The 23,666-nt window shown below is 55.4% G+C and carries 18 protein-coding genes; 1 reads left to right on the forward strand and 17 read right to left on the reverse strand.

The window, feature by feature from the left end; genetic code table 11:
- Positions 1 to 14 precede the first annotated feature (14 nt).
- The 6 genes from GKG41_RS12440 to GKG41_RS23320 all read right to left on the reverse strand — a co-directional run bounded on the left by GKG41_RS12440 (position 15) and on the right by GKG41_RS23320 (position 12,125).
- Positions 15 to 1,409 (reverse strand): helix-turn-helix domain-containing protein, encoded by a 1,395-nt coding sequence (locus GKG41_RS12440; RefSeq protein ID WP_154259062.1) that lies wholly within the window; start codon positions 1,407 to 1,409, stop codon positions 15 to 17.
- A gap of 84 nt (positions 1,410 to 1,493) precedes the next feature.
- The gene (locus GKG41_RS12445) at positions 1,494 to 2,465 is read right to left on the reverse strand and encodes a DUF3991 and TOPRIM domain-containing protein (protein ID WP_154259064.1); all 972 of its coding nucleotides are present in this window, start codon (positions 2,463 to 2,465) and stop codon (positions 1,494 to 1,496) included.
- A 335-nt stretch (positions 2,466 to 2,800) separates the two neighbouring features.
- Complete coding sequence (locus GKG41_RS12450) at positions 2,801 to 3,133, reverse strand: DUF6664 family protein (protein WP_154259066.1); 333 nt, start codon at positions 3,131 to 3,133, stop codon at positions 2,801 to 2,803.
- A 69-nt stretch (positions 3,134 to 3,202) separates the two neighbouring features.
- Entirely contained in the window at positions 3,203 to 3,538 is a 336-nt protein-coding gene (locus GKG41_RS12455; RefSeq protein ID WP_154259068.1) for a DUF3848 domain-containing protein, read from the reverse strand.
- 11 nt (positions 3,539 to 3,549) lie between these two features.
- Positions 3,550 to 11,697, reverse strand: coding sequence for an LPD11 domain-containing protein (locus GKG41_RS12460; protein ID WP_243133847.1), 8,148 nt, complete (start codon positions 11,695 to 11,697; stop codon positions 3,550 to 3,552).
- Positions 11,698 to 11,771: 74 nt separating this feature from the next.
- Entirely contained in the window at positions 11,772 to 12,125 is a 354-nt protein-coding gene (locus tag GKG41_RS23320) for a TnpV protein (RefSeq protein ID WP_199884594.1), read from the reverse strand.
- A gap of 100 nt (positions 12,126 to 12,225) precedes the next feature.
- Between GKG41_RS23320 and GKG41_RS23325 the strand changes: the two genes are divergently transcribed.
- Positions 12,226 to 13,068 carry a hypothetical protein gene (locus tag GKG41_RS23325; RefSeq protein ID WP_199884595.1) on the forward strand — a complete coding sequence of 281 codons (843 nt, stop codon included), beginning with the start codon at positions 12,226 to 12,228 and terminating at the stop codon, positions 13,066 to 13,068.
- Here GKG41_RS23325 and GKG41_RS12465 read toward each other — a convergent pair.
- From GKG41_RS12465 to GKG41_RS23165, 11 genes are all read right to left on the reverse strand, one after another.
- The gene (locus tag GKG41_RS12465; protein WP_015535527.1) at positions 12,991 to 13,299 is read right to left on the reverse strand and encodes a hypothetical protein; all 309 of its coding nucleotides are present in this window, start codon (positions 13,297 to 13,299) and stop codon (positions 12,991 to 12,993) included. The two genes, GKG41_RS23325 and GKG41_RS12465, sit on opposite strands and share 78 nt — an antisense overlap.
- Positions 13,300 to 13,309: 10 nt before the next feature.
- Positions 13,310 to 13,855, reverse strand: coding sequence for a hypothetical protein (locus tag GKG41_RS12470; protein ID WP_087242938.1), 546 nt, complete (start codon positions 13,853 to 13,855; stop codon positions 13,310 to 13,312).
- A complete protein-coding gene (locus GKG41_RS12475) occupies positions 13,852 to 14,811 on the reverse strand; it encodes a hypothetical protein (RefSeq protein ID WP_243133840.1) in 960 nt (319 codons plus the stop codon). Before GKG41_RS12475 ends, GKG41_RS12470 begins: the two co-directional genes overlap by 4 nt.
- A complete protein-coding gene (locus tag GKG41_RS12480; protein ID WP_154259072.1) occupies positions 14,808 to 15,446 on the reverse strand; it encodes a hypothetical protein in 639 nt (212 codons plus the stop codon). The genes GKG41_RS12475 and GKG41_RS12480 overlap by 4 nt, the downstream gene beginning before the upstream one ends.
- Entirely contained in the window at positions 15,443 to 16,066 is a 624-nt protein-coding gene (locus GKG41_RS12485; RefSeq protein ID WP_154259074.1) for a hypothetical protein, read from the reverse strand. The genes GKG41_RS12480 and GKG41_RS12485 overlap by 4 nt, the downstream gene beginning before the upstream one ends.
- Positions 16,063 to 16,305: a hypothetical protein gene (locus GKG41_RS12490; RefSeq protein WP_117685575.1), complete on the reverse strand. Its 243-nt coding sequence runs from the start codon at positions 16,303 to 16,305 to the stop codon at positions 16,063 to 16,065. Before GKG41_RS12490 ends, GKG41_RS12485 begins: the two co-directional genes overlap by 4 nt.
- Positions 16,298 to 16,540 (reverse strand): hypothetical protein, encoded by a 243-nt coding sequence (locus GKG41_RS12495; protein ID WP_087242929.1) that lies wholly within the window; start codon positions 16,538 to 16,540, stop codon positions 16,298 to 16,300. Before GKG41_RS12495 ends, GKG41_RS12490 begins: the two co-directional genes overlap by 8 nt.
- 189 nt (positions 16,541 to 16,729) lie before the next feature.
- Complete coding sequence (locus tag GKG41_RS12500) at positions 16,730 to 20,959, reverse strand: SpaA isopeptide-forming pilin-related protein (RefSeq protein WP_154259076.1); 4,230 nt, start codon at positions 20,957 to 20,959, stop codon at positions 16,730 to 16,732.
- A 279-nt stretch (positions 20,960 to 21,238) separates the two neighbouring features.
- Complete coding sequence (locus GKG41_RS12505) at positions 21,239 to 22,210, reverse strand: ParB/RepB/Spo0J family partition protein (RefSeq protein ID WP_154259078.1); 972 nt, start codon at positions 22,208 to 22,210, stop codon at positions 21,239 to 21,241.
- Positions 22,164 to 23,012 carry an AAA family ATPase gene (locus GKG41_RS12510; protein WP_154259108.1) on the reverse strand — a complete coding sequence of 283 codons (849 nt, stop codon included), beginning with the start codon at positions 23,010 to 23,012 and terminating at the stop codon, positions 22,164 to 22,166. Before GKG41_RS12510 ends, GKG41_RS12505 begins: the two co-directional genes overlap by 47 nt.
- Positions 23,013 to 23,158: 146 nt before the next feature.
- Positions 23,159 to 23,323 carry a hypothetical protein gene (locus GKG41_RS23165; RefSeq protein WP_015535538.1) on the reverse strand — a complete coding sequence of 55 codons (165 nt, stop codon included), beginning with the start codon at positions 23,321 to 23,323 and terminating at the stop codon, positions 23,159 to 23,161.
- Positions 23,324 to 23,666 lie beyond the last annotated feature (343 nt).

Genomic DNA, 23,666 nt, shown 5'->3' on the forward strand with positions numbered 1-23,666 from the left:
AAAGATATTCGTTTTTACCGCACCTTCTCCTGTTTCAGATGACGGGTGGGGATTGCCAACAGCTTGCGCACCCGGCCCTCCAAATGCTTCTCAATGGCCTGCAAATGTTCTTCCGGCAGGTTGAGGCTTTCGTGGCGCTTGAACCGGAACCCGATCATACGGCGGAGCTGCTCTTTCTGCTTTGGCCCCATGACTTCCGCACACACTTCCTCATAGGAGATGTTGTAGGGGTTAGAACGGGTTTTTGCATACTCGTCCAGGTTCGCATAATCTTCCTTGCCGGCATAGCAGAACAGGGACAGCCCGTTGTCAAAAATGGGGGCGGGCGCGATGATGTTGCCGCTGTGGTTATCCCGCAGGACGCCAAAGTTTCCAAAGTGGCGGTCCTCATTGTAGATCAGGGCGTCAAACACCAGCATACTGCGGATTTGCTCGGAAAACTCCGGCTCCAGCTTGTCGTAGTAGGCAAGGCAGGCGGCAATGCCCCCGGTTCGGACAATGCGCCCGATGGGGATATAGGCCGTGTCGATGTTGGTAAACAGGGCGCACTTAGAGGCGGTAATGCCTTTCCAGTTCTCCAGGTCATAATGCACGGCGTTCAGACGCATGGTTTCCGCAATCTGCGAAGCATAATACTCGCAGTACGGTTCCCGGCCCGCATTGGACGCGCCGGTCGTGCCGCCCTTATAGAGATAAATCCCATCGTGGTCCACATAGCGCCACGCCTTGGGCAGCATACCGCCTGTGGTCAGCTCCGGGGATGTGGTAAACGCCTGCCGGCTCCCGCCTGCGCCGGTATAGGCCACCAGCGCCAGTATCTCGGAAAAACGATTTTCGTAAAGATTGTATTGGGAGAATTTCCCCTCAAATCCTTCCGGCACCACCCAATAGCTGTCGTTCAGCGACAGCCCCTTGCACACGTCGATGATTCCCTTCGTGTCGTTATGGCTGAGGCCAAGGGTTTTCAGAATCTCGTCCACAAAGGCGCGGTTTTTGGGGATAACCCGCCGCTCCAGCCAATGGATGACGCCCTCGCCGGTGCGCTCCATATCCAAAGGCAGCAAATGGGCCTGCTCCTCGTTGGTGTATAAGATTTCGGCCACAAGGCCGGACAAGCCCTGCTTTTCCATGGAAAAGCGCATTAGCTCCGTATCATAAATGCGGAGACTGTAAACATTGCTCATAGGCTCCTCCTTGTCGTTCAGTTCCAGTGAAACATCCTTTCCCAGCGCCGAGGCGATTTTTAAGATCATATCAAGCGTGGGGTTCTGTGTCCCACTTTCCAGGCGGTTGATCCCGGAACGCTGGATTCCCAGCCGCCTTGCCAGTTCTGCCTGGGAAATGCCCTGCTCCAGACGGGCCTCCACAAGCTGGGATATGATTTTCTGCCGTTTGCGCAGTTCATCCATACTCTCACCTCACTGCTTTAATGTTAACATATATGATAACAATTTGCAAGAGGGAGAATCTGTCGAAGCTGCGAAACCGGCAACTCACCGCTCCGGCTCTTTGCCGTGGCTGCCCCGAATGGGAATCCCCAGCCGGTGGCACAGAAAATCGTTCACATCCTTTCCACGGGGCGGCGGTTTGTTCTCCACCCGGTAGCCCTCCGGCATGACAGCCATGATCGCCTTGGCCGCCAGCCGGCCAGCGGTGTCGTTGTCCAAATGGAGATAGACCGTTTTCACATGGGGGTGATCCTCCAAAAACCGGGTGAGGGCCACCGGCAGCTTGCTTTCCTCGATCTTTTTCTTCGGCTGGTACACCCCGGCCAGGGACAGCAGATTGTGCCGCCGCCAGTCGATCCCGTCCAGCCTGCAGAGCGTAGCGTAGGACATCACATCAATGGCGCACTCGCACAGATGGACTGCCGGATTTTCCACGCAAGCGGGCAGGGCGAAGGAAAAGTGCTTATCACTGCCGCTTAAATCCCCGTGGAACCGGGCTTCACTGATTCCCCGCAGGCAGCCGAACCGCGCCTTGCCATCCTTGTCGAAGCCCACAAAAACCACGTTGCTGTGGCCCTTGTTCCGGCTCTCATAAATCCGCCCGGTCTGAACGCAGTAGTCCAAAATCTCCTGGTCAATGCCCCGGCCTTTGAGATAGGCCATCATCGCCCGATTATCCGGGGCGGCCTGGGGCAGAAGCAGGTGCTTGGGCTTTTCCTCCTTCGGCGCTGGCACAAAGGAAGGCGGCGGGATGGCAGCCCTTCCGGAGATAGTTTCCATGGCCTCCAAAAAGGAATAGCCGTTGACCTTGATGAGATAGTCCAGCGCACTGTAACCGCCAATCCCGCGGGAAAACCAGCACCATTTGCCGTTGGAAATCCGCAGGCTGTCATGGGTCTTGGTACAGTAGACGTTGCCGGACACATGGACCAGCTCCTGGGGTTCGCAGGTTTGCAGGTAGGTGAGCAGGTCCACCTGCCTTGCCCGTTCGATGGCTTCTGAATCGTAAAAAGGCATAAAAAAATACAGCCCCCTTCACATAGCCATAGATTAGCCGCCCCATGTGGGGTAGCTGACTATGTAAAAGGGGCTGTACTCTTTTCAGATATGGAAAAAGCCGACTGGATTGCTCCAATCGACTTTCTGCATATACTTTTGCGATTTATATGCAGATATGAATGGGGAATGTGCAGTTTTGGGCGGCAGCTTTAAGCCATAGCCAAAAACTCCAAGAATTTCAATAGTTTTTACTCCTAATCCGTAAAAACTTGTTTTGTTCAAGACCTTTTTGGGGGTGCGAATGAATTTGGATATGTAAAAGCGGCATGGATTTTTCCATGCCGCCCAAAAAACTATTCAGTTTTGAAAGCGCCGATTTTCTTCAGATAGGCAAATCCGTCTGCATGGCCCCGGAAGTAGATGTGTTCCCGTTCCATATTATCGGCCCGCATATACAGCCGGATAAATTCTTTCAAGGCTTCATGCTCCTCAGCAGTAAAAGAAAGTTCTCCCTTGCCCTCCAGCAGAGCGCCAATCACAGGATTTTGGCGTTTCAGTTCTTCCATCTGGGCCTTTAACTTGGCATATTCCGGGCTGGCAGCCGCCAAATCCATCACAATGTCGCTGTCGATTTCAGAAAACTGCTCGGAAATGCGCTCCGGGAGCAGGCAGTAGCTATCGTCCATCTATCATCACCCCTTGTTACGATTTTTATTATACTATACCTGTCCCGCAGTGCAATGGCAAATGTGCGATTACCGTTCTTTCTGCGCTTTGGCTTTCTGTTTGGCTTCAGCGGCTCTGGCCTGTTCCTGGACGGTATCCCAAATATTTTCCATGTGGGATGTTTCTTTATCTTCCCACCGCTCAAAAATCTGCTTCAAGGGCTTGCCGGATTTCAGCAGCGCCCTGGCCTGACTATCCTCCAGATCGTGGTATTCAAGAGACATCAGGATGTCCTCCCGCACTGTGTACTCGTAGGCGTGGTTCAAAATCTCAGCCGCCGGCTGGGAAAGCAGCCAGTCCCGGAACTGCTCCTGTTCTGCAAACATTTTCTCATAGAGCCTGGTATTCAATTCTTCGTTGGTCATCGTATCCTCCTTTACCGTGCCAGCTCCGCAACCCTCCGGGCAGGCACATCCTCGCCCTCGTCTGGGGTATCGTCCATCAATGTCTTGTCTTTCTCATCCATGTTGAGCAGAATATTCAGCTCTTTCAAACGGTCTGTTTTCTCCGCCAGCTCCTCCTCGCGGGCAAAAGGTGTAGCCAATTCCGTGCGGGCGTTTTCAAGCTGGGCCTTGGTTTCCTCCAGGCTGTTCTGCTCGGCCTGCAGGCTGCCTGCAAGGTTTTCCAGAGCGTTGTCCAGGCGGGTGATATTGCCGAACACATCCGCCCCCAGCGTCACCGTATGGGAAAGAGTGCCTTTGAGTGTGATCCGGTATTCGTTGCTCCTGCCATCATAAGCCAGCACCATGGAAAAGCCCCGGTACTGCCCCAAAAGAACAGCGTCGGAACCTGTCATACGGGTGCAAACATCAATGATAGCCTTGCCGGCGTCCTCTTTTTCGGTGTAGTGCCTGCCATCCACCTCCATGCCGCAGAAGCCCTCCTGGGCCTTGGGGTGGGCCGCCGCCAGCGCCAAATCCTGCTCATAACCCGCGATCCGTTCCGTGAGCCGGGTGATCTCCTCCGGGTACTTGCGGTACACCAGCTCCTCCAGGGCATATACCTGGTTCAAGTGGCTGGCTTTCAGCATATTCAGCCGCGCCACCTCCATATCCAGGTTGCACTTCTCGATAATTAACGGATTGCCGGTGGCCAGCGCCTTGATCTCCGAATAGCTCAGGGCGGTTTCATCCACATCATCCGCCACACGGACGGGGGCCTTGCTGGTCATGATCTGGGCGATAAACTTCTGCTTGTTCTCCACGAGCTGGTAGAGGTAAGCGTCAAAGGTGCCCTCGGTGACATAGCGATAGATTTCCACCTCCTCGTTTTCATTGCCCTGGCGGACGATGCGCCCCAGCCGCTGCTGCAGATCAGAGGGCCGCCAGGGGCAGTCTAAATCGTGTAGGGCAATCAAGCGGTCCTGCACATTGGTGCCTGCGCCCATCTTAGCTGTAGAACCCAGCAGCACCCGCACCTGCCCGGCGCGCACTTTGGAAAACAGTTCCTTCTTTTTGGCTTCGCTGTCCGCCGTGTGGATAAAGGCGATTTCCTCCTCCGGGATTCCGGCGTCCATCAGTTTCTTTTTTAGGTCGTCATAAACACTGAACGAGCCGTCGGTGGTAGGTGTGGACAGGTCGCAGAACACAAGCTGGGCAGAGCGTTTTTCTTTGGTCTGTTCCCAGATGCGGAACACATTCCGGGCGCAGACAGCCACCTTGCCATTGGGGTCATCCGGGGCCAGAGGCTGAATCAGCCGCATATCCAGCGCCAATTTCCGCCCGTCATTGGTAATGCGGAGCATATTGTCCACATGGGGGTCAACCCCACCGGCACGGATTTTCTCTGCCCGTTCCGCCAGCCCCCTTATCATCTCCTTCTGAAGCTCCGAGGGCTGGATTACTTCCGTGTGGAAGTTGGCCTTGGGCACGGGGAGTTTGAGCATATCCGCTGTTTGGATGTCAGCCACCTCCTTGAAAGCAGCCATCAGCTCCGGCAGGTTATAAAACTTGGCAAACCTGGTTTTAGCACGGTAGCCGGTGCCCTCCGGCGATAACTCGATGGCGGTGACAGTCTCCCCAAAGTTACTTGCCCAATCGTCAAAATGGATCAGGCCCATCTCCTGCAGGAGCCGGTACTGTAAATACCGTTGAATGGTATAAAGCTCTACCATGGAGTTGGAAATGGGGGTGCCAGTAGCAAAAATTGTGCCGCGCCCGCCCGTCAGCTCGTCCAGATACTGCGTTTTCATAAACAGATCGCTGGATTTCTGGGCTTCGGTCTGGGCAATGCCGCCCACGTTGCGCATTTTTGTCGCCAAAAACAAGTTCTTAAAATAGTGGCTCTCGTCGATAAAAAGGCGGTCGATACCTAATTGCTCGAAAGTGACCACGTCATCTTTACGGCTTTGGTCGTTGAGCTTGGCCAGCCTTGTCTCCAGCGATTTCCGGGTACGCTCCATCTGCTTGACCGTGTAGCGTTCCGCCTTCTGCGCCTTGGCCTGTTCGATCCCTTCCAGGATTTCCTCAATCTGGCGCTCCAAAATAGCCTGCTGGCGCTCCACGCTCATGGGGATTTTCTCAAATTGCGAGTGCCCGATAATGATGGCGTCATAGTCCCCGGTGGCAATGCGGCTGCAAAATTTCTTCCGGTTCTGGGTTTCAAAATCTTTTTTCGTAGCAACCAAGATATTGGCGCTGGGATAGAGCTGGAGCCATTCCGCCGCCCACTGCTCCGTGATGTGGTTTGGCACCACAATCAGCGACTTGGTGCAAAGCCCCAGGCGCTTCATCTCCATGGCGGCTGCCACCATCTCGTAGGTTTTGCCTGCCCCTACCTCGTGGGCCAGCAGGGTGTTTCCACCGTACAAAATGTGCGCAATGGCATTGATCTGATGGGGACGTAAGGAAATTTCCGGGTTCATGCCCTCAAACCGGATGTGCCTCCCATCATACTCACGGGGGCGGACGCCGTTGAAGGTTTCGTTATAAATGCGGCACAGCAGTTCCCGGCGATCAATATCTTTCCAAATCCACTCGGCAAACTTCTGCTTGATGAGTTCCTGCCGATCCTGGGCAATGGCGGTTTCTTTCTTGTTGAGGGCAGGCTTTTTCTTGCCGTTCTCGTCCTCAATATAGTCAAATACCCGCACATCCTTCTGATTCAGGGTCTGCTCCAGGATGTGGTAGGCGCTCATCCGCTTGGTGCCGTAGGTGGTGTTGGCCTTTACATTGCTGCGGTCGGCGTTTTTCTCCCGGATACTCCACTGGCCGGTGGCTTCAGAACGCAGGATTCTGATACGGTCCCGCACATAGTAATTGGGGGTGAGCAGCTCCACCATGAACTGCTGGTACACCTCGATGGGCACCCAGTTTGCACCAATGCGCACGCCGATTTCACCAGCGCCCAGGTCCTGGGGCTGAACCGCCTCCAAAGCCTCCACATTTCTGCGGGCGGCTTCTTTCTGATGATCGGGGGCCACTTCCAGGAAGGCTTTTGCCATCCGCAGCTTTTGGCGCACTTTCCCGGAAAGGTACTCATCCGCTGTGACAAGAGGATAGCGGCTCAGATCGGCCAAAGAAGGCAGGATGTCCTCCGGGTTCTCCGCGCAGCGAATATCCCGGTAAATCACCCCGGCAAGTTCCTGTTCCAGTTCCTCCGGGGATTTCCCCGACAGCTCCGCCATATAGTCCATATCCACACGGGCTTTTTCCGAAATGGACACCGCCAACGCTTCACTGGCCGTGTCCACGCTGGTGACAGCCACATGGGGACGGATGGTGCGCTTGGAGAACATATCGGCTTTTCTTTTTAGGTTGCCCTGCTCATCCAACACCTCCAAAGAGCAGAGCAGACAGTAGCTGGAGTCCTCCGAAAAGGCCAGCTTGTTGCCCCGGCTGTTAATCAGGCCGTACTTGGCGGTAAAGCTGTCGTAAAGAACATTGAGCTTTTGCTGCTCGGCTGCAATATCCTCATCCGGGTAGCCTTCAGTCTGGTATTCAATGAGCCTGCGGACACATTCCCGCAGCTCGATCATGCCACGGATACGGTTTTCCGCCGTGACGGAGACTTCCACCGGGTGCATGAGGCTGTTTTCCCGGTAGTACACCTGCCCGTCTACAAGCGTATAGCTGAAATTCTTCACAGTGGGGTCGGCGGGGATGGATTTATCTTCCTCCTCGTCCAGTTCCTCCAGCTCGTAGGGCTTGATTTCCGCCTGCAAAAACTGGATGGCATTGGCAAGTTGCTCGGACAAATCTTCACCCTCGCGGGCTTTGCAGGCGCTGTCCGGCCCGAACCGGGTGGATTCCATCACCATGTCGCCCAGAATCATCTCCGGGTGCTGCACGAAATAGCGGTTCATGCGGATTCCGTTTTCATCTGTGTCCAAATGAACCCAATCCTGCTCCAAATCGGTGATGTGGTCGCGCTTTTGCAGGAAAATGATGTCGCTGGTCACTTCCGTTCCGGCGTTCCGCTTGAAGGTGTTATCCGGCAGGCGGATGGCCCCGATGAGGTCGGCGCGCTGGGCCAGGTATTTGCGGACAGCGGAGTTTTCCTTGTCCAGCGTGCCTTTCGACGTGATGAACGCCACGATACCGCCGGGCCGCACCTTGTCCAGCGTCTTTCCGAAAAAGTAGTCGTGGATGAGCCAGTGGTGCTTGTCATACCGCTTATCCAGCACCTTGAAATCCCCAAAGGGGACGTTGCCCACGGCCACATCAAAAAAGCTGTCGGGCATTTGCACGGTTTCAAAGCCGTTTACGGAAATGCTGGCGTTCTGGTAAAGCTGGCCCGCAATCCGCCCGGAAATGGAATCCAGCTCTACGCCATAGGCTTTGCTGCCCGCCATGTCAGCAGGCAAAAGGCCCAAGAAATTGCCGGTGCCGCAGGATGGCTCCAGGATATTGCCCTGGGTAAAGCCCATCTGAGCGAGGGCCTTGTAGATTCCCCGGATAACCACGGGCGGCGTGTAAAAGGCGGTGAGGGTGCTGGCCCTGGCCGCCGCGTATTCCTCCGAATCCAGCAGGGATTTCAGCTCCTCATAGTGGGGGCTGGTTTCCTCAAAACAGTCCGCAAGGCCGCCCCATCCCACATAGCGGGATAGGATTTTCTGTTCTTCGGGCGTGGCCAGCCGTTCTTCAGCTTCGATCTGCTTCAACGTGCGGATGGCGGCAGCATTGGCCGCGTATTTCTCGCTGGGGGTGCCATGGCCCAGGGCGTCATCGGTAATACGGAAATCATGGCGCTGGTCCCTGGGAGCCTCTGGGTGCAGAGTCGTGAAGGTAATGCGCTCACGGCGGGGGCGCTTCGGCGGGGGTGGGAGTGCTTCTTCTTTTTGGGGCTGTAAATCGGCCTGCTCTGGGCTGGCTGTCGGTTCTTCTGTGGCAGGGGCTTGTTTCGCCTGCTCCATGGCCCGTTCATCCGGGAAGTTCCCGTAAACCCGCAGCCATCTGTTCTCCTGAAGGTCATAGACACCAGCGCCGTCATAGGCAAAGCCATCCTCGCCCTCCATGGTGCCGGCCACATACTTCTGCGCCGCCTGTTCTGCCTCCGCCAGCGTTTGGTAATCCAGCCGTTCATCAAATCCATTTTCAAAGTGATGGTACACCACCACCTCAAAAGGCGGCTCCATGCGCTGGGCATAGCGTTCGATGTCCTCCTGTGTGAGCCATTCCGGTTTTTCCGGCAGGGCGGCGTAGAGTTCCCGCATTTTGGCGATTTGCTCTCGTACGTTCCCAGCCCACAGGTGCTTTTCCGCCCGTCCGCCAGCGCCAAGGAAATATTCACAGTCGGCTTTTAGGCGGCTGAGTAAGAAATAGCCATCTGACCCCTGCTCCGGCATGGCACCGATGGATTCCAATTCTCCATCGGAAACGGAAATGAGGTCATCAAAATCAAGTTCGGCCAGCTCGTTTTGGATGAGTTCATCCAGACTCTCGTACTGCCTGCGCTCCAAAAACTGCCCGCCCAGGTAACGCTCCATGCGGTAATGGACCAAATCGGCATTGACCTGGATGGGGATTTCCTCATCGGTGACGGTAGTGTAGGCAATGCCCACCTTTTCCAAATCGCTGAAATCTGCTGGGCTGCCATACTCGGCCACGCAGAAATCGTTGATAAACTCTTTGGCGATCTCCAGTGAAGCAGGTTCCGGCTCCTCGGACAAAAACTCGCGCTCAATGAAGTCGGCAACATCCTGGCAGTTACCTTTGCCGCCATGAGCACGGTAATCCATCAAGCCTTCTTCGATTAGTTCGCTGGAAGCCGCATATCCGGCCTCCTCCAGATAACCGGCGATTTCTTCTATCTGCGCCTGTTCCGGGGTAAGGGCCGGGGGCAGCTCCGCGATCTGCTCCATACAGAGAGTGATGTCCACCGCGATTTCTTCTTCCGGGTCCGCATGGTCCAGGAAGGATTGAAGCAGTCTGCGGATTTCCTCCCGCTGAACAGGGTCGTGAAGCTGCTGGGCGATATTCTCCACCGCCTGGGCGTCATCTTCGCCATAGCCCATGCGGGAACCGTCAAACTCTCCCACAAAGCGCAGCACTTGGGCGGCCAGCTCCGGGTAGGGGTCTGCCAGTTCTTCTTTTTGGGGTGGTTCCTGCACTCTGGGCGGCACAGTGAACACCGGCGCATCCTGGGTGGCGGAAATCGTCATTTCCGAGGTATCCGCAATCCGCTGGATTTCCTCCCGCACCGCCTGGGGCATTTCCTCGTCGTAAATCGTCACCGTGCGGTCTGGGGCGATGTGGGCCACTGTTTTGTAGTCCCCGTGTTCTTCCTCCAGCCGGTTCCACACAGTAAGCCCATTTCCCAGATGGCCATAGCCCAGGTCGTAGGCTTTCGCCTGCGGCGTGGTGGGGGCTACCGGCTCCTTGTGCTCCGCAAAGAGCGTGAAGGTTCCCTGCCGGAAGGCGGCGAGGTTTTCAAACGCCTGCCGGCGCAGGGTGTACATCCTGTCATCCTGCGGGGTGGCCTCCCAAATGGGGACCATCATCTGATAGATTTCTTCCACACGGGCCGGGTCATCAAGCTGCGGCTCGATGAGCTTCACCGCGTCCCAATAGTCAAAGCCGAAGGGATAGGGGTGGGGCTGCTCCTGGGGTACGTTCTCAAAGAAAGTGCGGATATTTCGAGCAAGCTGGTGCTTCTCATACTGCGGCATAGCGGCACGGTCCTCATCGGTGAGGAACCGCCCCTGGACGATCATGGCGCTGACGCGCTTTTCCACGGCGTTCCATTTCAGCTCCACCTTGGCGTAGGGGGCGGTAATACTGCCGTGGCTGAAAGAAACACCTTTACTGAGCTGGTAGGTCACATCGTCATTCCCACCGGAATGGCCGCTGTACTCGCCGTGGTAGTGCTTTAAGAAATTCTCCCGTTCCTTGCGCTCTGTGTGGTTGCGATAGAAAGAATACACGGCCAGCCGGTAATCGGTGCTGCGTTTTCCACCCCGGAGAAGGTTGTCGATCTCGTCCCCGGAGATGAAAAAACGCCGCTGGGGGGCGTACCCTTCGGCGGCGGTAAAGTGCAGCGGTTCCCGCTGCAGGTCGGAAAGCTGCTCCAGCAATTTTTGCGGACGGTGGAAATGGAATCGCAGCAGTTCCCGGTTCTCTCTGTATGCCTGGACAAACTGCTCCAGCTCATCCCGCAGGTTCTGCAGCTCCTCCGGATGGCCTAACAAATCGCTTATGGCGGCGCTTTCCTCTGGAAACCCATGATTTTTACCGTAAATGGCATTCACCGTGGGAAGATAGCCCGCGTCGGCAGTGCCTTCTGCAAAATCCTGCCGGAGATACCATAGCTGCGCGGCCCGTTGCTGGCGCTCATACTCATCCACCCGATCCAGCTCGCTCTGGGGCATATACCGGCCCAAGTCCAGCAGTTCCCGGATACGGGCCGCCGCCTGTTCCCAGGGGATGAGGGTGGCGCTGGAACGCTGGGCGCTTTCGCCCTGGGCAATGCGGATTCCCTCGGCGTTGTACCAGATGGCATACTGTCGGCCATCCAGATAAAAACCAGCGCCGTTTTCGCCGTAGTGTTCGGAAAGGAACCGGGCATTGTCCGGCTTATCCTTTTTGAAATAGGCGCAGATGATGAGGCGGCTGTTCTGGTCGTTGGCACCAATGCACAGCGCCTCGTCGATTACCTGCTGGGGCAGAGCCGGGTGAGGGAAAATGGATGGTTGGGCCGTACCCTCGGCCTGGGCTGGCTGCTGAAACGCCGCAAAATCAAAAAGGGACATCTGCTGGCTCTCCTGGGTAGGGAGCTGCGGGATGTCCGTCTGAATGAAATATTCTTTTTTGTCAATGAGCTGGGCAGTCCACTGGGCCACAATATCCCAGGAAAAAACGGATTCCTTGGTGCGGGATGGGTAAGAGCCTTCCCACATGAGCAGGCCATTCTCCTGGGGCTTATATCCCAGGCGCTGCCCGTCCGCGATGATTTCAGTGTACCGGTCGTGATAGGCGGATTTCAGGTAGTCCGCCCGTTCCTGGGCGTCGCTGTGAACAGAGAAGAAAAGCTCGATCTGATTTTTCTTATATTTCAGGTCGTCGTCCTTGTTGGCGATGATGGCCATGATCTGCTTTTCATCCAAAAGCGCAGGGAGCTGTTTGCCACCTGCGCTTTCTCCCGGTTCCGGCTCTTGGGTCGTTAGCTGTAGATCAGCTCCGCCAGCACCGTTTCCTCCGCCGCGTTCTGCAGGTTGTTCATCATCTGCACCCACTTCATCTGATCTCTGGCTTTCAGTTCCTCCGTCACGCCCTCGGCTTTCGCCATCTGCGCCACGATTTCCTCCATCCGGCGCTGGGCGTTCTGCTGGATCTCCGCCAGATGTGTGTTCAATTTCCCGCTGGTCAGCAGGTTCGTGTACGTCACCCTGCGGTGCTCCTTGAGAAATTTCTTCCGAAGCAATGCGTATTTCCCATGGGGAACCGGCTCCTCCTGGGGCGGCAGAAGGTTCGGCAGATTGTAGTCGCCCTGCCTGGTGTAAGTGATCTCGGTCATATTCAAAACTCCTTTCCGGCTGTGTGTTTTCCTGTTCAGTTACAGCATACTGGTTTTTCTGCTGGGGTTCAAATGTGCGATTTTCTTTTTGAGGCTGTCTTTGCAGGGCAAGGACCGTGCGGGAAATGGCGGAAAGGCACATCTGGGAGATGTCCCCGGCAGCCACGCCCAAAGCGTTCAGCGTCTGCGGTGTGTTGAAATTCAGCACATCCCGAAAATCCTCATCCTCAAAGTAATCAGACGGGTCGAGGCCGCAGTGCACCAGCAGCATATATCCAATGCTGTTTTGCACCGCCCTGCGGTATTCCACCTCCAGGTTCAGCTCGTCCAGTTCTTCCAGAAAGCTGCCTTCTGTAAGGGTTTTCAATTCAGAAAGATAGTCGGGCATATTGTCCTCTACGGCGTTCTTTGCCGCAGAGAGCAGGGCTTCGCCCAAATCCTCCTTATGCTCCAGCTCCCCAAAGCTGTTTTCCAGCGTTTCAATGATGTCCGGCGCGTATTCTTCCCGCACCGTCCAAAGGGGGACGGGCCGGGGGAACCGGGCCTCATGGGTATCGGAAATATCAAAGTAGTATTTCAGCCGGGGCTTGCCATTGTGTTCCCCGTCAAAAACGGCAATGCCGTTTGCGCCCCGGTTTACCCAGCGCCCAAATTGCCGGTTCCATCGCTCAATCTCCAGGACGGCGGTGGCGTCTGGGCGCTGGGCGTAGACAAGCAGTTGTTCATCAAATGGAAGCCGGTAGTTGCGGCAGGCAGAAGCCAGAAACGCCCGCCACTGGTCGGGAGCTGTTACGCTGCGCTGCGTTTCCTGGTACAGCTCCGTCAAGGCTTTATATCGTATCGCCATCGGTTGCCCCTCCTTTTCTTATTCTTTTTTCGCAGCTTTCAGTTCTGCGCTGTAATCCTTATCCGGGTCATATTGATTGCACAGGGAGAGCAGTAACAGCCAGATGGTATTTCCGGCCTCCTTCGGGTACATCCGAAGCGCCACGCAGGGCGCATGGTCACTGTCAACAAAGGGCCTCCCATAGCGCATAAACTGGTCGATCAGCTTTTGAGCCATCTCCCGGTATTCTTCATAGGGGTTCTGTTCCGCCTGCTGATGGAGAACCGTCATCAGCAAGTTGAACCAGTCCTCATGCGTATCCAGTTTTACGGGCGGTAAAGACGCCATTTTTATCACCTCATCTTTCCATGGCGGCGGCCTGCCGCTGCCGGGGAATGGAAAACCCGTAGACTTTAGCGATGTCATCGCCCAGCCTGCGGGTCACTCTCGTAATATCGGCGCGGGTTGCAATGCCGCGATATAATTTTTCTTTCAGCAGTTCAATTTGAGAAGGGCTGGCGCTGTCCTTGTAAACGCGGTAGAGGTAAAAGTTCGTGCCATCATGGTGGATGGCGTCGCACCGCAGATCGCCCAGCCGGTCCACATACCAGGTGGAATAATCCGTATCGGAATACAGGCAGTCCCGGATGTTGCCGCTGGGGATTTCCTTATATCCCATGCGCCGTCCATTCCACAGGCCCAGGTCGCCTACGACTAAAATCGGCTGGGAGAGCTGCACATTGAGGTTAGCGCGTTCATCATCCAGGTAATCCCCATTGATTTCATACATCAGAGAAATGCGCTCATTTTCGGATAAATCCGGGTATTCTGCCTCCAGATCGTCCCGCCAATCCTCATAGTCCAGGCCATAATTGCTCCAGATGACGTGTCTTTCCTCCTTCATCGGGCTTCACCTCGATCTTTCTGCCTGGGCCTGATGGGCTGTCCCTGCTCATCATAGTTTTTAGGGTCGGCGGCTGGGGTCTGCCAGCCAAACATGGAGCCGGCCAGCATAGCGGCCTCCTGCGCTTTGGTAACGCCATTCTTCACATTGCGGTCGTCTGCAAACTCTCGGTTCTGTTGAACGTCAGGAGTTGAAAAATCATAGCAAGGGCTGTAGCCTTTTTCGCCCCTGGTCAGAAGAATCAGCTCCCCGGATGAGGGAAGTACACTGAAGCACTGCACCGGCAGAGAAGAACGCAGTGGGATTACGCTCCCGTGAGTTTGCTCCAATCGCTCCGCAAATTCGCAAATATGATACAGGGCGCTGGAATACCCGCCGCTGGTTTCAAAATGGGTTTCGTCGATGAACCGGCAGGTGCGGTCGCGGGTTTCTCCGCCGCCAGTGAAAATGCGGATGTGGTCGCCGTCGGGAATGCGGAACAGCTCCTTGTAGCCGGGCGTGATAAACCGGATACCCTGTTTGGCCTTTTCCATGTGGTGTTCCAGGAATCGGGCAACGTAGGCGTAGAGGTAAAAGTTGTAGTCTCCATAATTGGGATTGCACCGGAGCATATAGGTGTGCTGGGGCGTCTGCACCTTAAAACCATACTCGGCGCAGTAGTTTCCCTCAAACTCAGCCTCCGGGTTCTGATAGCAAAACCTGGTCATGCTGTCACGGGTACAGAGCAGCCCATTCTTCTCCCGCAGAGTGTTGACCACCTCATCAAGCTCCGCCTTAAACTCGTCCGTCTTGTATTCCCTCCGATGGTCGAACCAGGAAGTGTAAAACTCTTTTCCAGCGCCAAAATCCCCGCGCAGATGGCCGATACAGCCGGTTTGCCCTTCAAGCTGGCTGCCCTGGTTGTACGCATACAGGCGATCCACCGGGGTCATGCTGGTAATTGTCAGTTCCATCATCGCTCACGTCCTTTCTTTTTCGCTTGTCGGTTTTGTTCCGATATGGCCTTTTCCCGTGCCTGCCAATATTCGGGGTGGTGAATTTGCACGCTGCTATTGATGACAGCCTCATACGCGCCGGGGCCAAAGCGCTCGTTCACTGGAGCCTGGATCATCTTTTTATCCATCAGCTCCCGGAGAGCCACCTGCGCGTCGCAGTCCTCCTCGAAGCAGAGGTAGCCGCCCTCTATAAAGCCGCAGCCCATCGCTTCTTTTCGGAATATCTTTTCCGCCAATTCCCGGCGCACCATAATTCCGCCATGCCCTGGGGTGGAAACGGAATAAACGCCAGGGCAGAGCGTTTCACATTCCTGGACTTTGCCCCATGGGGAATAGGAAGGGGCCTCCGGCACAATGGCGTTCTGCCGCTGATCCTCCAGGCACTGCACCTCCTCCTGCGCCCGCGCCACCAAATCCTTCTGCGCGGAAAACAGGTCGCTGAAATAGTGGCCCCAATCGTAGTCCGTCCGGTTACTGCATTTCCAGGTGACAAACTGCTGGGGCGCTGTCAAATGAACGCCCAACACAAATTCGCTGTCGCCCACATGACAGGAATCCGTAATGATATATCCGGCGTTTTCTCTGTAATCCATCATCGCTCACGCTCCTTTGCGGTTTTCTTTTTGGCCTGTTCCTGCTGAATCGCAGTAAGGCCATGCTTGGCCCAGCCGGGAAGGTCCTCCGGCTGTATCGTTCCCAGCACGTCCATGCGCTCATAGCGGCTTTCTTTTCCGGTATAAAGGTCAACGCAGTAACAGGCGGACCCCCGGCTGTGTGGAGAAGCCCCAAAGCCGCCCAGACAGAGCTTGAGCTGGCGGGTAGCCCTGCGGTATTCCCGGCGCAGCACCTCCGGCTTTATCACCACAATTTTCCCGTGCAGATCATCCTCATGGGAAATGGGGATGCAGCCCTCCGCCGTGATGGAGTGATCGTCTATGCCCTGTATGCGGGGCTTGTTGAGTTCTATGTGGGTTTTCTGCGCTTGCTCGGCAATCCTCTGGCCGAACAGCTCCACAATCTCCGGGAAATCATCACTGGCCATCACTTCGCTGTATTCTGCAAACAAAGCGTTCTGCCGGCAAAAGGCGCACATATACTTCATGCCGGTTTCATCCTGCGGATTTTCCCCCAGGACAACCTCGCGGTCGCCTATATGCACCGCCTGGATAATCTCATAATCACCGGCCATGCGTTTTTCTGTGGAATCATCGTTCATCCCTCTGCCTCCATATCCTGTTTGATAAATGCTTGGATTTCCTTTACACTGGCAAAATCCCGTTCATCCCCGGTAAGGTAGCGCACCGTATCTCTCCATTGGGACAGCGGGTAGCTGTTCTCATCCATCCTGCACAGGTCCAAAAGGGCCGCCCGTCGCAGGATAGGCGAAAGATTTAAGTCGGAGATGAAACAGCCATGCCGGGCCGCCAGTATGTCCAGCAGGTGCAGTTCATTCATGGCAACACCTGCTTTCTTCGGCTTCTTTCAGCAATTCCTCCACCAGCCTGCCGCTGCGGACTTTATTCCGGTCTGCCAGCACCTTGTTCTGGACGCACAGCACCGCCCGGATGTTGGGAACGGTAATGCCGGGGATCTCCACCATCTCCTCCGGGGTGATGGTGAGAAGCTGCACCGGGGAGTAACCAGCCTGGGCAAAGATGCGGAACAGTCGTTGCTCAAATCGTTCTCTCATCTGCAAAGCTCCTTTCTTTTTTGGTATGTAAAAGGGGCGGCCCCGCATGGCCGCCCCTGGCTGGTTACTTCTTCCGGCTTCTGACTTTCAGGAAAATCAGGCAGCCGATGATGAATACCACCAGCCCGATGGCAATAATCGCTTTCAGTTCCATAAAATCATTCCTCCTTACACAGATTCAAACCGCCGTTATTTTGCGGTATTTTTGCCTTTCTTGCGCTTGCCCACATAGGCCGCAACGCCCAGGGCGGCAGCCCCCATAGCGGACACGCCCATCAGGGCCGCCCACAGCCAGGGCTTGCTGTCGTCGCCGGTTTTCGGGGTATCGCGCAGCTCGTTGTGCATTTCCGCCACGGTGGTCTTATCCGCAAAAATCGTCACCGTCTTATCCGCAGGCAGCACATAGTTGGCGCTGGCCCCATCCGACACCTCGGACACGGTGTAATCGCCTACGCGCAGCCCCTCGATGAAGATTTCGCCGTTTTTATCGGTTTTGAAAGTCTGGTCGTAGCCGTTGGCCCCGGTCACGCGGAAGGAGAAGCCTTCCACCTTGCCGTCGCTGGACGTCTTTTCAATCCGCAGGGAACCGGTCTGGGCCATGTTGGTAAATCCAATCCCGGCCTCGTTCTCTACCTCGTAAATCTTGCCGTTCTCGGTGATCTCCACATAGTAGGCGTTTTCATCCAGCAAAAAGCCCTCCGGCGCTTTGGTTTCTTTTACGAACACGCCGCCGTAGAGGATGTGGGACATCTCATAAATGCCGGTGCTGGTTTCCTCCAGCTTGCCCAGCAGCTCGTCGCCCTCGTCCAGCTCTTTGTTGCCATTGGTATCACGGTACACCTCGAACTCAGCCCCAGTGAGCTTGTTGTCGGGATAATTCTTATCCACCTTAGTGAGCCGCAGGTCGCCGTACACGCGCTCATTGGCAAGGGAGATTTCCACAACCTGCCCATCTTCCTCCACGGTAACGGGAATCACTTCATCGGAGAGGATGAACCCTTCCGGGCTTTCCAGCTCTTTCAGCACCCAATTCCCGTAGGGGACGCCTGCGAAGGAGAAGCTGCCGTCCTCCGCTGAAGTGGCGGTGGCAAGGGCGTTTTCGGCGGTAAACTCGGTTTCATCGGACTGAAACAGGCCGATGACAGCCCCGCCCAGGCCCGTGCCGTTCTCATCGGTTTTAAGGCCCTTGATTTCGCCGCGGCTCAGCTCGTTGGTGACAGCCTCGCCATCATTGGCGGAAATCTCTACCACGGCAATGGAAGGCCCGCCGTACTCAAAGGTGAATGGGAAGGTTTCGCCGTTCAGCAGATAATGACTGTCGGTGGACAGCTCTTTCAGGTAGAAGCTGCCGAAAGGCAAGTCGGTGCTGCAAATGGCCTGGCCGTTCTCATTCACAGAAACGATTTCCAGAAGCCCATCTGCAGGAATCACGGAACCATCCGCTGCGGTGATATCCTCCTGGGCATAGAGGCCAAAGGTCACGGCGGAGATCTCGCCATTCATGCCAATGCCAAAGGTTTCATCCTGCTCCAGCACCTTGTTCAACGTCACAAGTGCTTTCTGGCGCTGATTGTAGAAGCTGGCAGAGGTTTCGGTGACTTCCACCTCCTGGCCTGCGTACACCAGCTCCACGTTGGTGATGTTCTCGCCGGTATCCACCATGCCGTGGGGGAATTGAATTTCTTTCACCTGGAATTTGCCCAGGTAGAGGGGCTGGCTCTGGGCCGTTCCGTCCTCGCCGGTGGTGATGGTGTCCACTACCTCGCCCGCAGAATAGCGCAAGGTGCCGTCCAGGGTGTAGATGTCCTCCAGGGCAGTAATTTCAAACACCGCGCCGGGCAGGCCCTGCACCTCGTACACCGGCTGGTAAACGCCCTCGCTTTCTGCCACAGAGGAGAACACCTCGCCGGTTTTGCTGACTTTGATGATTCCTTTCTGGGCCATGTTGGGCTTAGTGACTTCGATCACCGTCACGCCGCCTTCCTCGCTGGAATTGTCCTCAGTCACATCAAAGTAAACCGGGGTGCTGTCCAGTACATAGCCGTAGGGGGCCTGGACTTCAACGAGGGAATATCCCGTGCCGTATTCCAGCTTTTCAGGCGTTACCAGATAGCCCTCGGAATTGGTGTAGAACGTATCAATCGTGGTAGGCGTCGGATAGGTGAAGGTCATTTCCACCTTGCTGCCATCCGGGCGGTAAATCTGGAACCCGGCCCCCGCATAGGGAATGGTCACGCCGGTTTCCGCATCCACCTTGACCACCTTGATGAAGCTGGCAAAATTGGCGTTGTTGATGAGGTAACGGTAGGTCTGCCCGTCCTGTGCAACATACACCTCAAAATCGTCCATCAGCTCGCGGCCTTCCCAGCCCTTGGTCTGACGGACGATATAGGTGCCATAGGGCAGCTTCTTCGACTGAGCAAAGCCGTTCTCATCGCAGACAAGGACATCGCGCTCGGATTCCCTGGCGTTTTCATAGCTGCCCGCAGCTTTCAAGAACACCTGAAACTCCGCGCCGGATTCCGGGGTTTCGATCTGGGTTTCCCCGTCGTCGGTATGCTTGATGATGGCAATGTCGCCTTTGATGATCTGCTCCGTCACGTCGTTGGCGGTATCGTTCAGCTCAATCTCATACAGCTCCGGCTCCGCCCCCACCTTGTGGATGGTGGAATCCAGCAGGTAGCCCTCGCTGGGGCTGATTTCACGGATTGTCCAGTCCGAATCGCAGACGTAATATCCAGTGGTGAACTGGCCATTTTCGTCCGTGGTAAAGCTGTCAATGAGGGTATCTCCCTTATACAGCCCGTACACAGCGCCGGCCAGGGAACCATCGCCCTGGGGCGCACCCGTTTCCACATCGCTCTTGGTGACGGTGACGCGGAATTTCTTCAGCACGTTGTTCACGCTCTTGTGGGTAACTTCATTCCACTCGATGGTGGCTGTCTGGGAATCCGGCACCACATAACGGATGGGGGTATCCACCTCCTCCAATACATAGCCTGTGCCGATAAGCACGTTTTCAAAGCGCGCCACACCGCTGGAATCCGTCACAGCATACTCATCCACCGGCTGCCCGGAGAGGGATGTGCCGTACAAGTGGAAGGTCATACCCTCCACCAGCCCGTCTTCGCTGGTTTTCGTCACTTCCAGGCTGCCACGCTTCAGCTTGTTGTTGAAATTCACGGTAGCAGTCTGGCCGCTGACGATGGTCACGCGCTGGGTTTCCTGGGGTTCATACTTATCAATCGACTGCTCGGTTACGGTATAAACGCCGGGATTGAGGTCGGTGATGTCAATCTCGCCCGCCTCATTGGTGGTCTTGGTGGCGCTGTACCCCTCGCCAGTGATAGTGAAGTTGATCCCGGCTACCTGTCCGTCCTCGGAAGTCTTAATCAGCTTCATATTGCCGGTTTTCACTTCCAGATTCAGATAGCCTACCATCTGGTCGGAAACGGTTTCCCCGTAGGTGGCAAAGTCCTGCTTGCCGCCGCCAGTAACGCCGTCTGTCCAAACCACAACACCGCTGCGCTGGGCAGTCACTTTTTCCGCCTTAATGGTCACAGAGCCTTTGATGGCCTGGGCGGAAGTGATGGTGAGCTGGTTGCCGTCCACGGAGAAATTCAGCCCGGTGGTGCTGCTGGAGAAGGTGTAGTCGCCCAGCACACCGTTGGTATCCGTGAGAGTGAGGGAATACTGCTGGCCGTCCCATTTCAGCTCATAGGCACCGGCGTCTGCGGTGCTGCTGAAAAAGCTGGGGAGCATAGTGTGGCGCTTGACCGCGCTCTCAATGGCGGAATACTGGCTGAAAATCTCGCTGTATAGGGGATGATCGGCGCTGATATATTCCGTCACGTTGTTTTTGCCCTGGGCATTGGCGTCCACATGGTTAAACTGGCTGTCGCGCTCACCCACGACGGTTTCCCAAACAAGAAGCTGGGTAGCGATATATCCCGCGATCTTGCTGGCGTCCTCCGGGTTCCCACTCATCCATGAGGTGCTGGCGTTGCCCTGCCAGCCATAGGTCATAATCCGCCCGATATATTCTTTGATGGTATCCGGCGGGATGGTGGGGTTCAGGTTGGACGGGTAGTTATCCCAGAAATCTTCGCCCCGGCCCGTGTACTGGTCGCCGGTATTCACACCGACGCCCGGCTCAATACAGTAGATGGCCCTGCCATTGAAGGCGTCCTGGGTGTGGACGGAAAAGCTGTCGTTCTCTCCGGTGGACCAGCCGCCCAGGAAATTCAGGGCGGGATGGCCCCATCCGGCCTTGTTGGGGTCGCTGGCACGGGGCAGGTCGATCATATACGTCGTCATGGTTTCGCCTGCGGCAAAAGCCGTGGTTCCTGTCCCTACGAACACGCCCAGGCACATGAGCAGGGCCATGAACAGGGACAGAGGCTTTCTCAATGCTTTCATCGTGTTACCTCCTTGAAATGGCCGCAAAAAAAGCACATCGCTCTGGATGTGCTGCTTACGGCTGGATTCTGTTTACGTTCTAAAAAAGAGAGGCGCGCCAGGCGTTCTCCACCTCATCCGTTCTGTCTGCCAAACCTGTGGATTCTTGAAAGAATCAGCCTCCCCAAATATCTTCTTTTTTAGGCTGTTTAGGTTGTACGAGGGGGTGAGGTGTGGAGAGGGGGAACAGCGAAAACGCCGGTTCCCTGCAAATGGGCGCACTGCTCCCTTGGTAGTGGACTATCTCTCTAAACTGCGCTGGCGCTTGCGGTAGAGTTCCAGCGCCTTAACAATGGTGTCCTCGATCTTCTGCGTGGGCGTCCCCGGCGCAAAAAACCGGCTGATTTTTTCTTTTGGAATTTTGAACTGTTCTTTTTGATTGGGCTTTTCCTCCTTCATAATGGAAACAAGGGCGTCTTTGGCCAGCCTTTCATCACCGGTCTTGGCTTCGGACATCTGGCGCATTTTGATGGCCTGAGCATGGGACGGGGTGCAGTCCATCTCGTCCATGATAGCGAACAAGTCGGCCTGTTCTTCTTTTCGCAGGTAGGACAGCTCCACCGCAGGGCGCATAGCAATCTGGAGCATTTCCTGGTCTTTAAGGACTGAGTTATCTACCAGCTCCAGAATTTCCGGGATAAGGTGGGTAAGGCGGATATACCTATAAATCTGAGGTTGACTATCTCCGCTATCCCTGCTGATCTGCTGGGCTGCTGTAACGCCTTTTAACTTATTATCCAGTGGAGAAGAAGTTAAATCCGTCCGCTGACCCTGTCGTTTTAATGCGTCCAGCTTCATTTTGTAGGCAAACGCCTTCTCCGAGGGCAGAATCTGCTCCCGCTGCAAGTTGGAGTCCACCATGATAATCGTGGCTTCATCATCGGTGAGCTGCCGCACAATACAGGGGATTTCCGCAAGCCCCGCCAAATCCGCCGCCTTTTTCCTGCGGTGTCCAGCTACCATTTCATAGCCGCCCGACCGTTTGGGGCGCACCAGGGCAGGGACCAATACGCCGTACTGCTTCACGCTTTCCGTCATTTCCCGCATGGCTTCATCCATACGAACCTTGAACGGGTGATTCGGGAAGTCGCTGATTTCCGAGAACGAAAGGTTGACAACCTTTTCAAGCCGCGCCTCGGCCCGTTCTTCCTCCGTGGAAAACAGGTCATCGACTGAGGGAAGATTGAAGTTTAGCCCGTTGCTTTTCGCCATCCGCCAACACCTCCTTTGAAAACTCCGCGTAAGCCTGGGCCACCTTGCTCCCCTTGTCGTAGGTGTAAATGCTCTTGCCTGCGGCGCTGATCTCTGCGGCTTTGATGGCTACGGGAATCTCGGAACGATAAATTTTCAACACGCTCCCGTAACTCTGCCGCAGTGTATCCGCTGTCTGTCTGGCAAGGTTTGTGCGCCCATCCACCAGAGTGAGCAGCACCCCGTCCACCTTCAGAGCCGGGTTGATCTGCCGCTTCACTTTATTGATGGTTTTCATAAGCTGGGTCATGCCCTTGGCGGGGAGATAGTGGGCCTGCACCGGGATAATCACGCTGTCCGCCGCAGCCAGGGCGTTAATCGTAATCATGCCCAGGGAAGGCATACAGTCAATGAGAACCACGTCATAGTGCTTCTTGGCTTCATTGACATAGGTCCGCAGAGTAAATTCCCGGCTCATGGCGTTGACCAGGCTCATTTCCAGTGCGGACAGCTCAATGTTGGCGGGCATAAGGTCTACGCCCTCGCTGTGGTGCAAAATGCCCTCATCCGTGGTGAATGGCTCATCCCGGATCACCTTTTCCATGACGGTGGCCAGGGTGGTGGGCAGGCTGTCTTGGTATTGCCAGCCCAGGCAGGTGGTGAGGTCGCCCTGGGGGTCTGCGTCAATGAGCAGCACCTTTTTCCCCAGACGGGCTAAACCAATGCCCAGGTTCACCGTCGTGGTGGTTTTGCCTGTGCCGCCTTTCTGGTTGGCCAGCGCGATCACGCGGCCATCCCTGGGGCGGCTTCTCTGTTCCGGCATTTTCATGTCCTCCTTCTTCATAGATTTAGCCGCCCGTTGGCAAGACGGACGGCTATGTATGGGGGAACTCCGAAAGATGGGCATGAAAAAAGCCGCTTACTCTTGCTGAAAAGAATAAGCGGCTCATTAAGCTGCGATATGTAATTTCACATCTTCTTCACCGGGGCGCACATGGCTTTGAGCAGAAGTTCATCCAGGCAGCCGGTGTCCCGATTTTCACGGAGCATAGTATTGCGCAGGTGATTAAGGCTCTGAATCACAATACTGTTCTCGGCGGGGGTGAGGTATATCTTGAATTTCCGTTTTTTCATAGGGCGTTCCTCCTTTACGCTTTCATTATATGTAGAAAGAACGCTACACCGCAAATGTGCGAGTTCGTCCACTTGAAACGTAACAGCGGCAACTCAGAAGGACAAGATAAACTGGATTCGGTTTGGTCAAATCCTGACAAATCAGGACATCCCCTTCAAAAGAAAAACCGTTCACAAAGGCCGTCATGGAATCGAAAAAATGAAGGGGAAAATGCCCTCTAAAACACCCCGATTTCGGCTCGCAGTTGCCCCATTTTTTAATCATAACGGGGTCAAAAAGGGCCTGTTGCCCCATTATTAATCAAGAAAAACCGGGTCAGGCGAGGTCAAATCCTGCCAAAAT

It is taken from the genome of Lactonifactor sp. BIOML-A5 (genome assembly GCF_009677585.1).
GTDB lineage: Bacteria > Bacillota > Clostridia > Lachnospirales > Lachnospiraceae > Lactonifactor.

Coding starts and splice junctions, on each gene's coding strand:
- GKG41_RS12480 (WP_154259072.1), bottom strand. CDS start 15,446: ATGATGGATTACAGAGAAAACGCCGGATATATCATTACGGATTCCTGT.
- GKG41_RS23165 (WP_015535538.1), bottom strand. CDS start 23,323: ATGAAAAAACGGAAATTCAAGATATACCTCACCCCCGCCGAGAACAGT.
- GKG41_RS12455 (WP_154259068.1), bottom strand. CDS start 3,538: ATGACCAACGAAGAATTGAATACCAGGCTCTATGAGAAAATGTTTGCA.
- GKG41_RS12510 (WP_154259108.1), bottom strand. CDS start 23,012: ATGCCGGAACAGAGAAGCCGCCCCAGGGATGGCCGCGTGATCGCGCTG.
- GKG41_RS12475 (WP_243133840.1), bottom strand. CDS start 14,811: ATGATGGAACTGACAATTACCAGCATGACCCCGGTGGATCGCCTGTAT.
- GKG41_RS12450 (WP_154259066.1), bottom strand. CDS start 3,133: ATGGACGATAGCTACTGCCTGCTCCCGGAGCGCATTTCCGAGCAGTTT.
- GKG41_RS12500 (WP_154259076.1), bottom strand. CDS start 20,959: ATGAAAGCATTGAGAAAGCCTCTGTCCCTGTTCATGGCCCTGCTCATG.
- GKG41_RS12505 (WP_154259078.1), bottom strand. CDS start 22,210: ATGGCGAAAAGCAACGGGCTAAACTTCAATCTTCCCTCAGTCGATGAC.
- GKG41_RS12460 (WP_243133847.1), bottom strand. CDS start 11,697: ATGGCCATCATCGCCAACAAGGACGACGACCTGAAATATAAGAAAAAT.
- GKG41_RS23320 (WP_199884594.1), bottom strand. CDS start 12,125: ATGACCGAGATCACTTACACCAGGCAGGGCGACTACAATCTGCCGAAC.
- GKG41_RS12445 (WP_154259064.1), bottom strand. CDS start 2,465: ATGCCTTTTTACGATTCAGAAGCCATCGAACGGGCAAGGCAGGTGGAC.
- GKG41_RS12440 (WP_154259062.1), bottom strand. CDS start 1,409: ATGGATGAACTGCGCAAACGGCAGAAAATCATATCCCAGCTTGTGGAG.
- GKG41_RS12490 (WP_117685575.1), bottom strand. CDS start 16,305: ATGAATGAACTGCACCTGCTGGACATACTGGCGGCCCGGCATGGCTGT.
- GKG41_RS12465 (WP_015535527.1), bottom strand. CDS start 13,299: ATGGCGTCTTTACCGCCCGTAAAACTGGATACGCATGAGGACTGGTTC.
- GKG41_RS12485 (WP_154259074.1), bottom strand. CDS start 16,066: ATGAACGATGATTCCACAGAAAAACGCATGGCCGGTGATTATGAGATT.
- GKG41_RS12495 (WP_087242929.1), bottom strand. CDS start 16,540: ATGAGAGAACGATTTGAGCAACGACTGTTCCGCATCTTTGCCCAGGCT.
- GKG41_RS12470 (WP_087242938.1), bottom strand. CDS start 13,855: ATGAAGGAGGAAAGACACGTCATCTGGAGCAATTATGGCCTGGACTAT.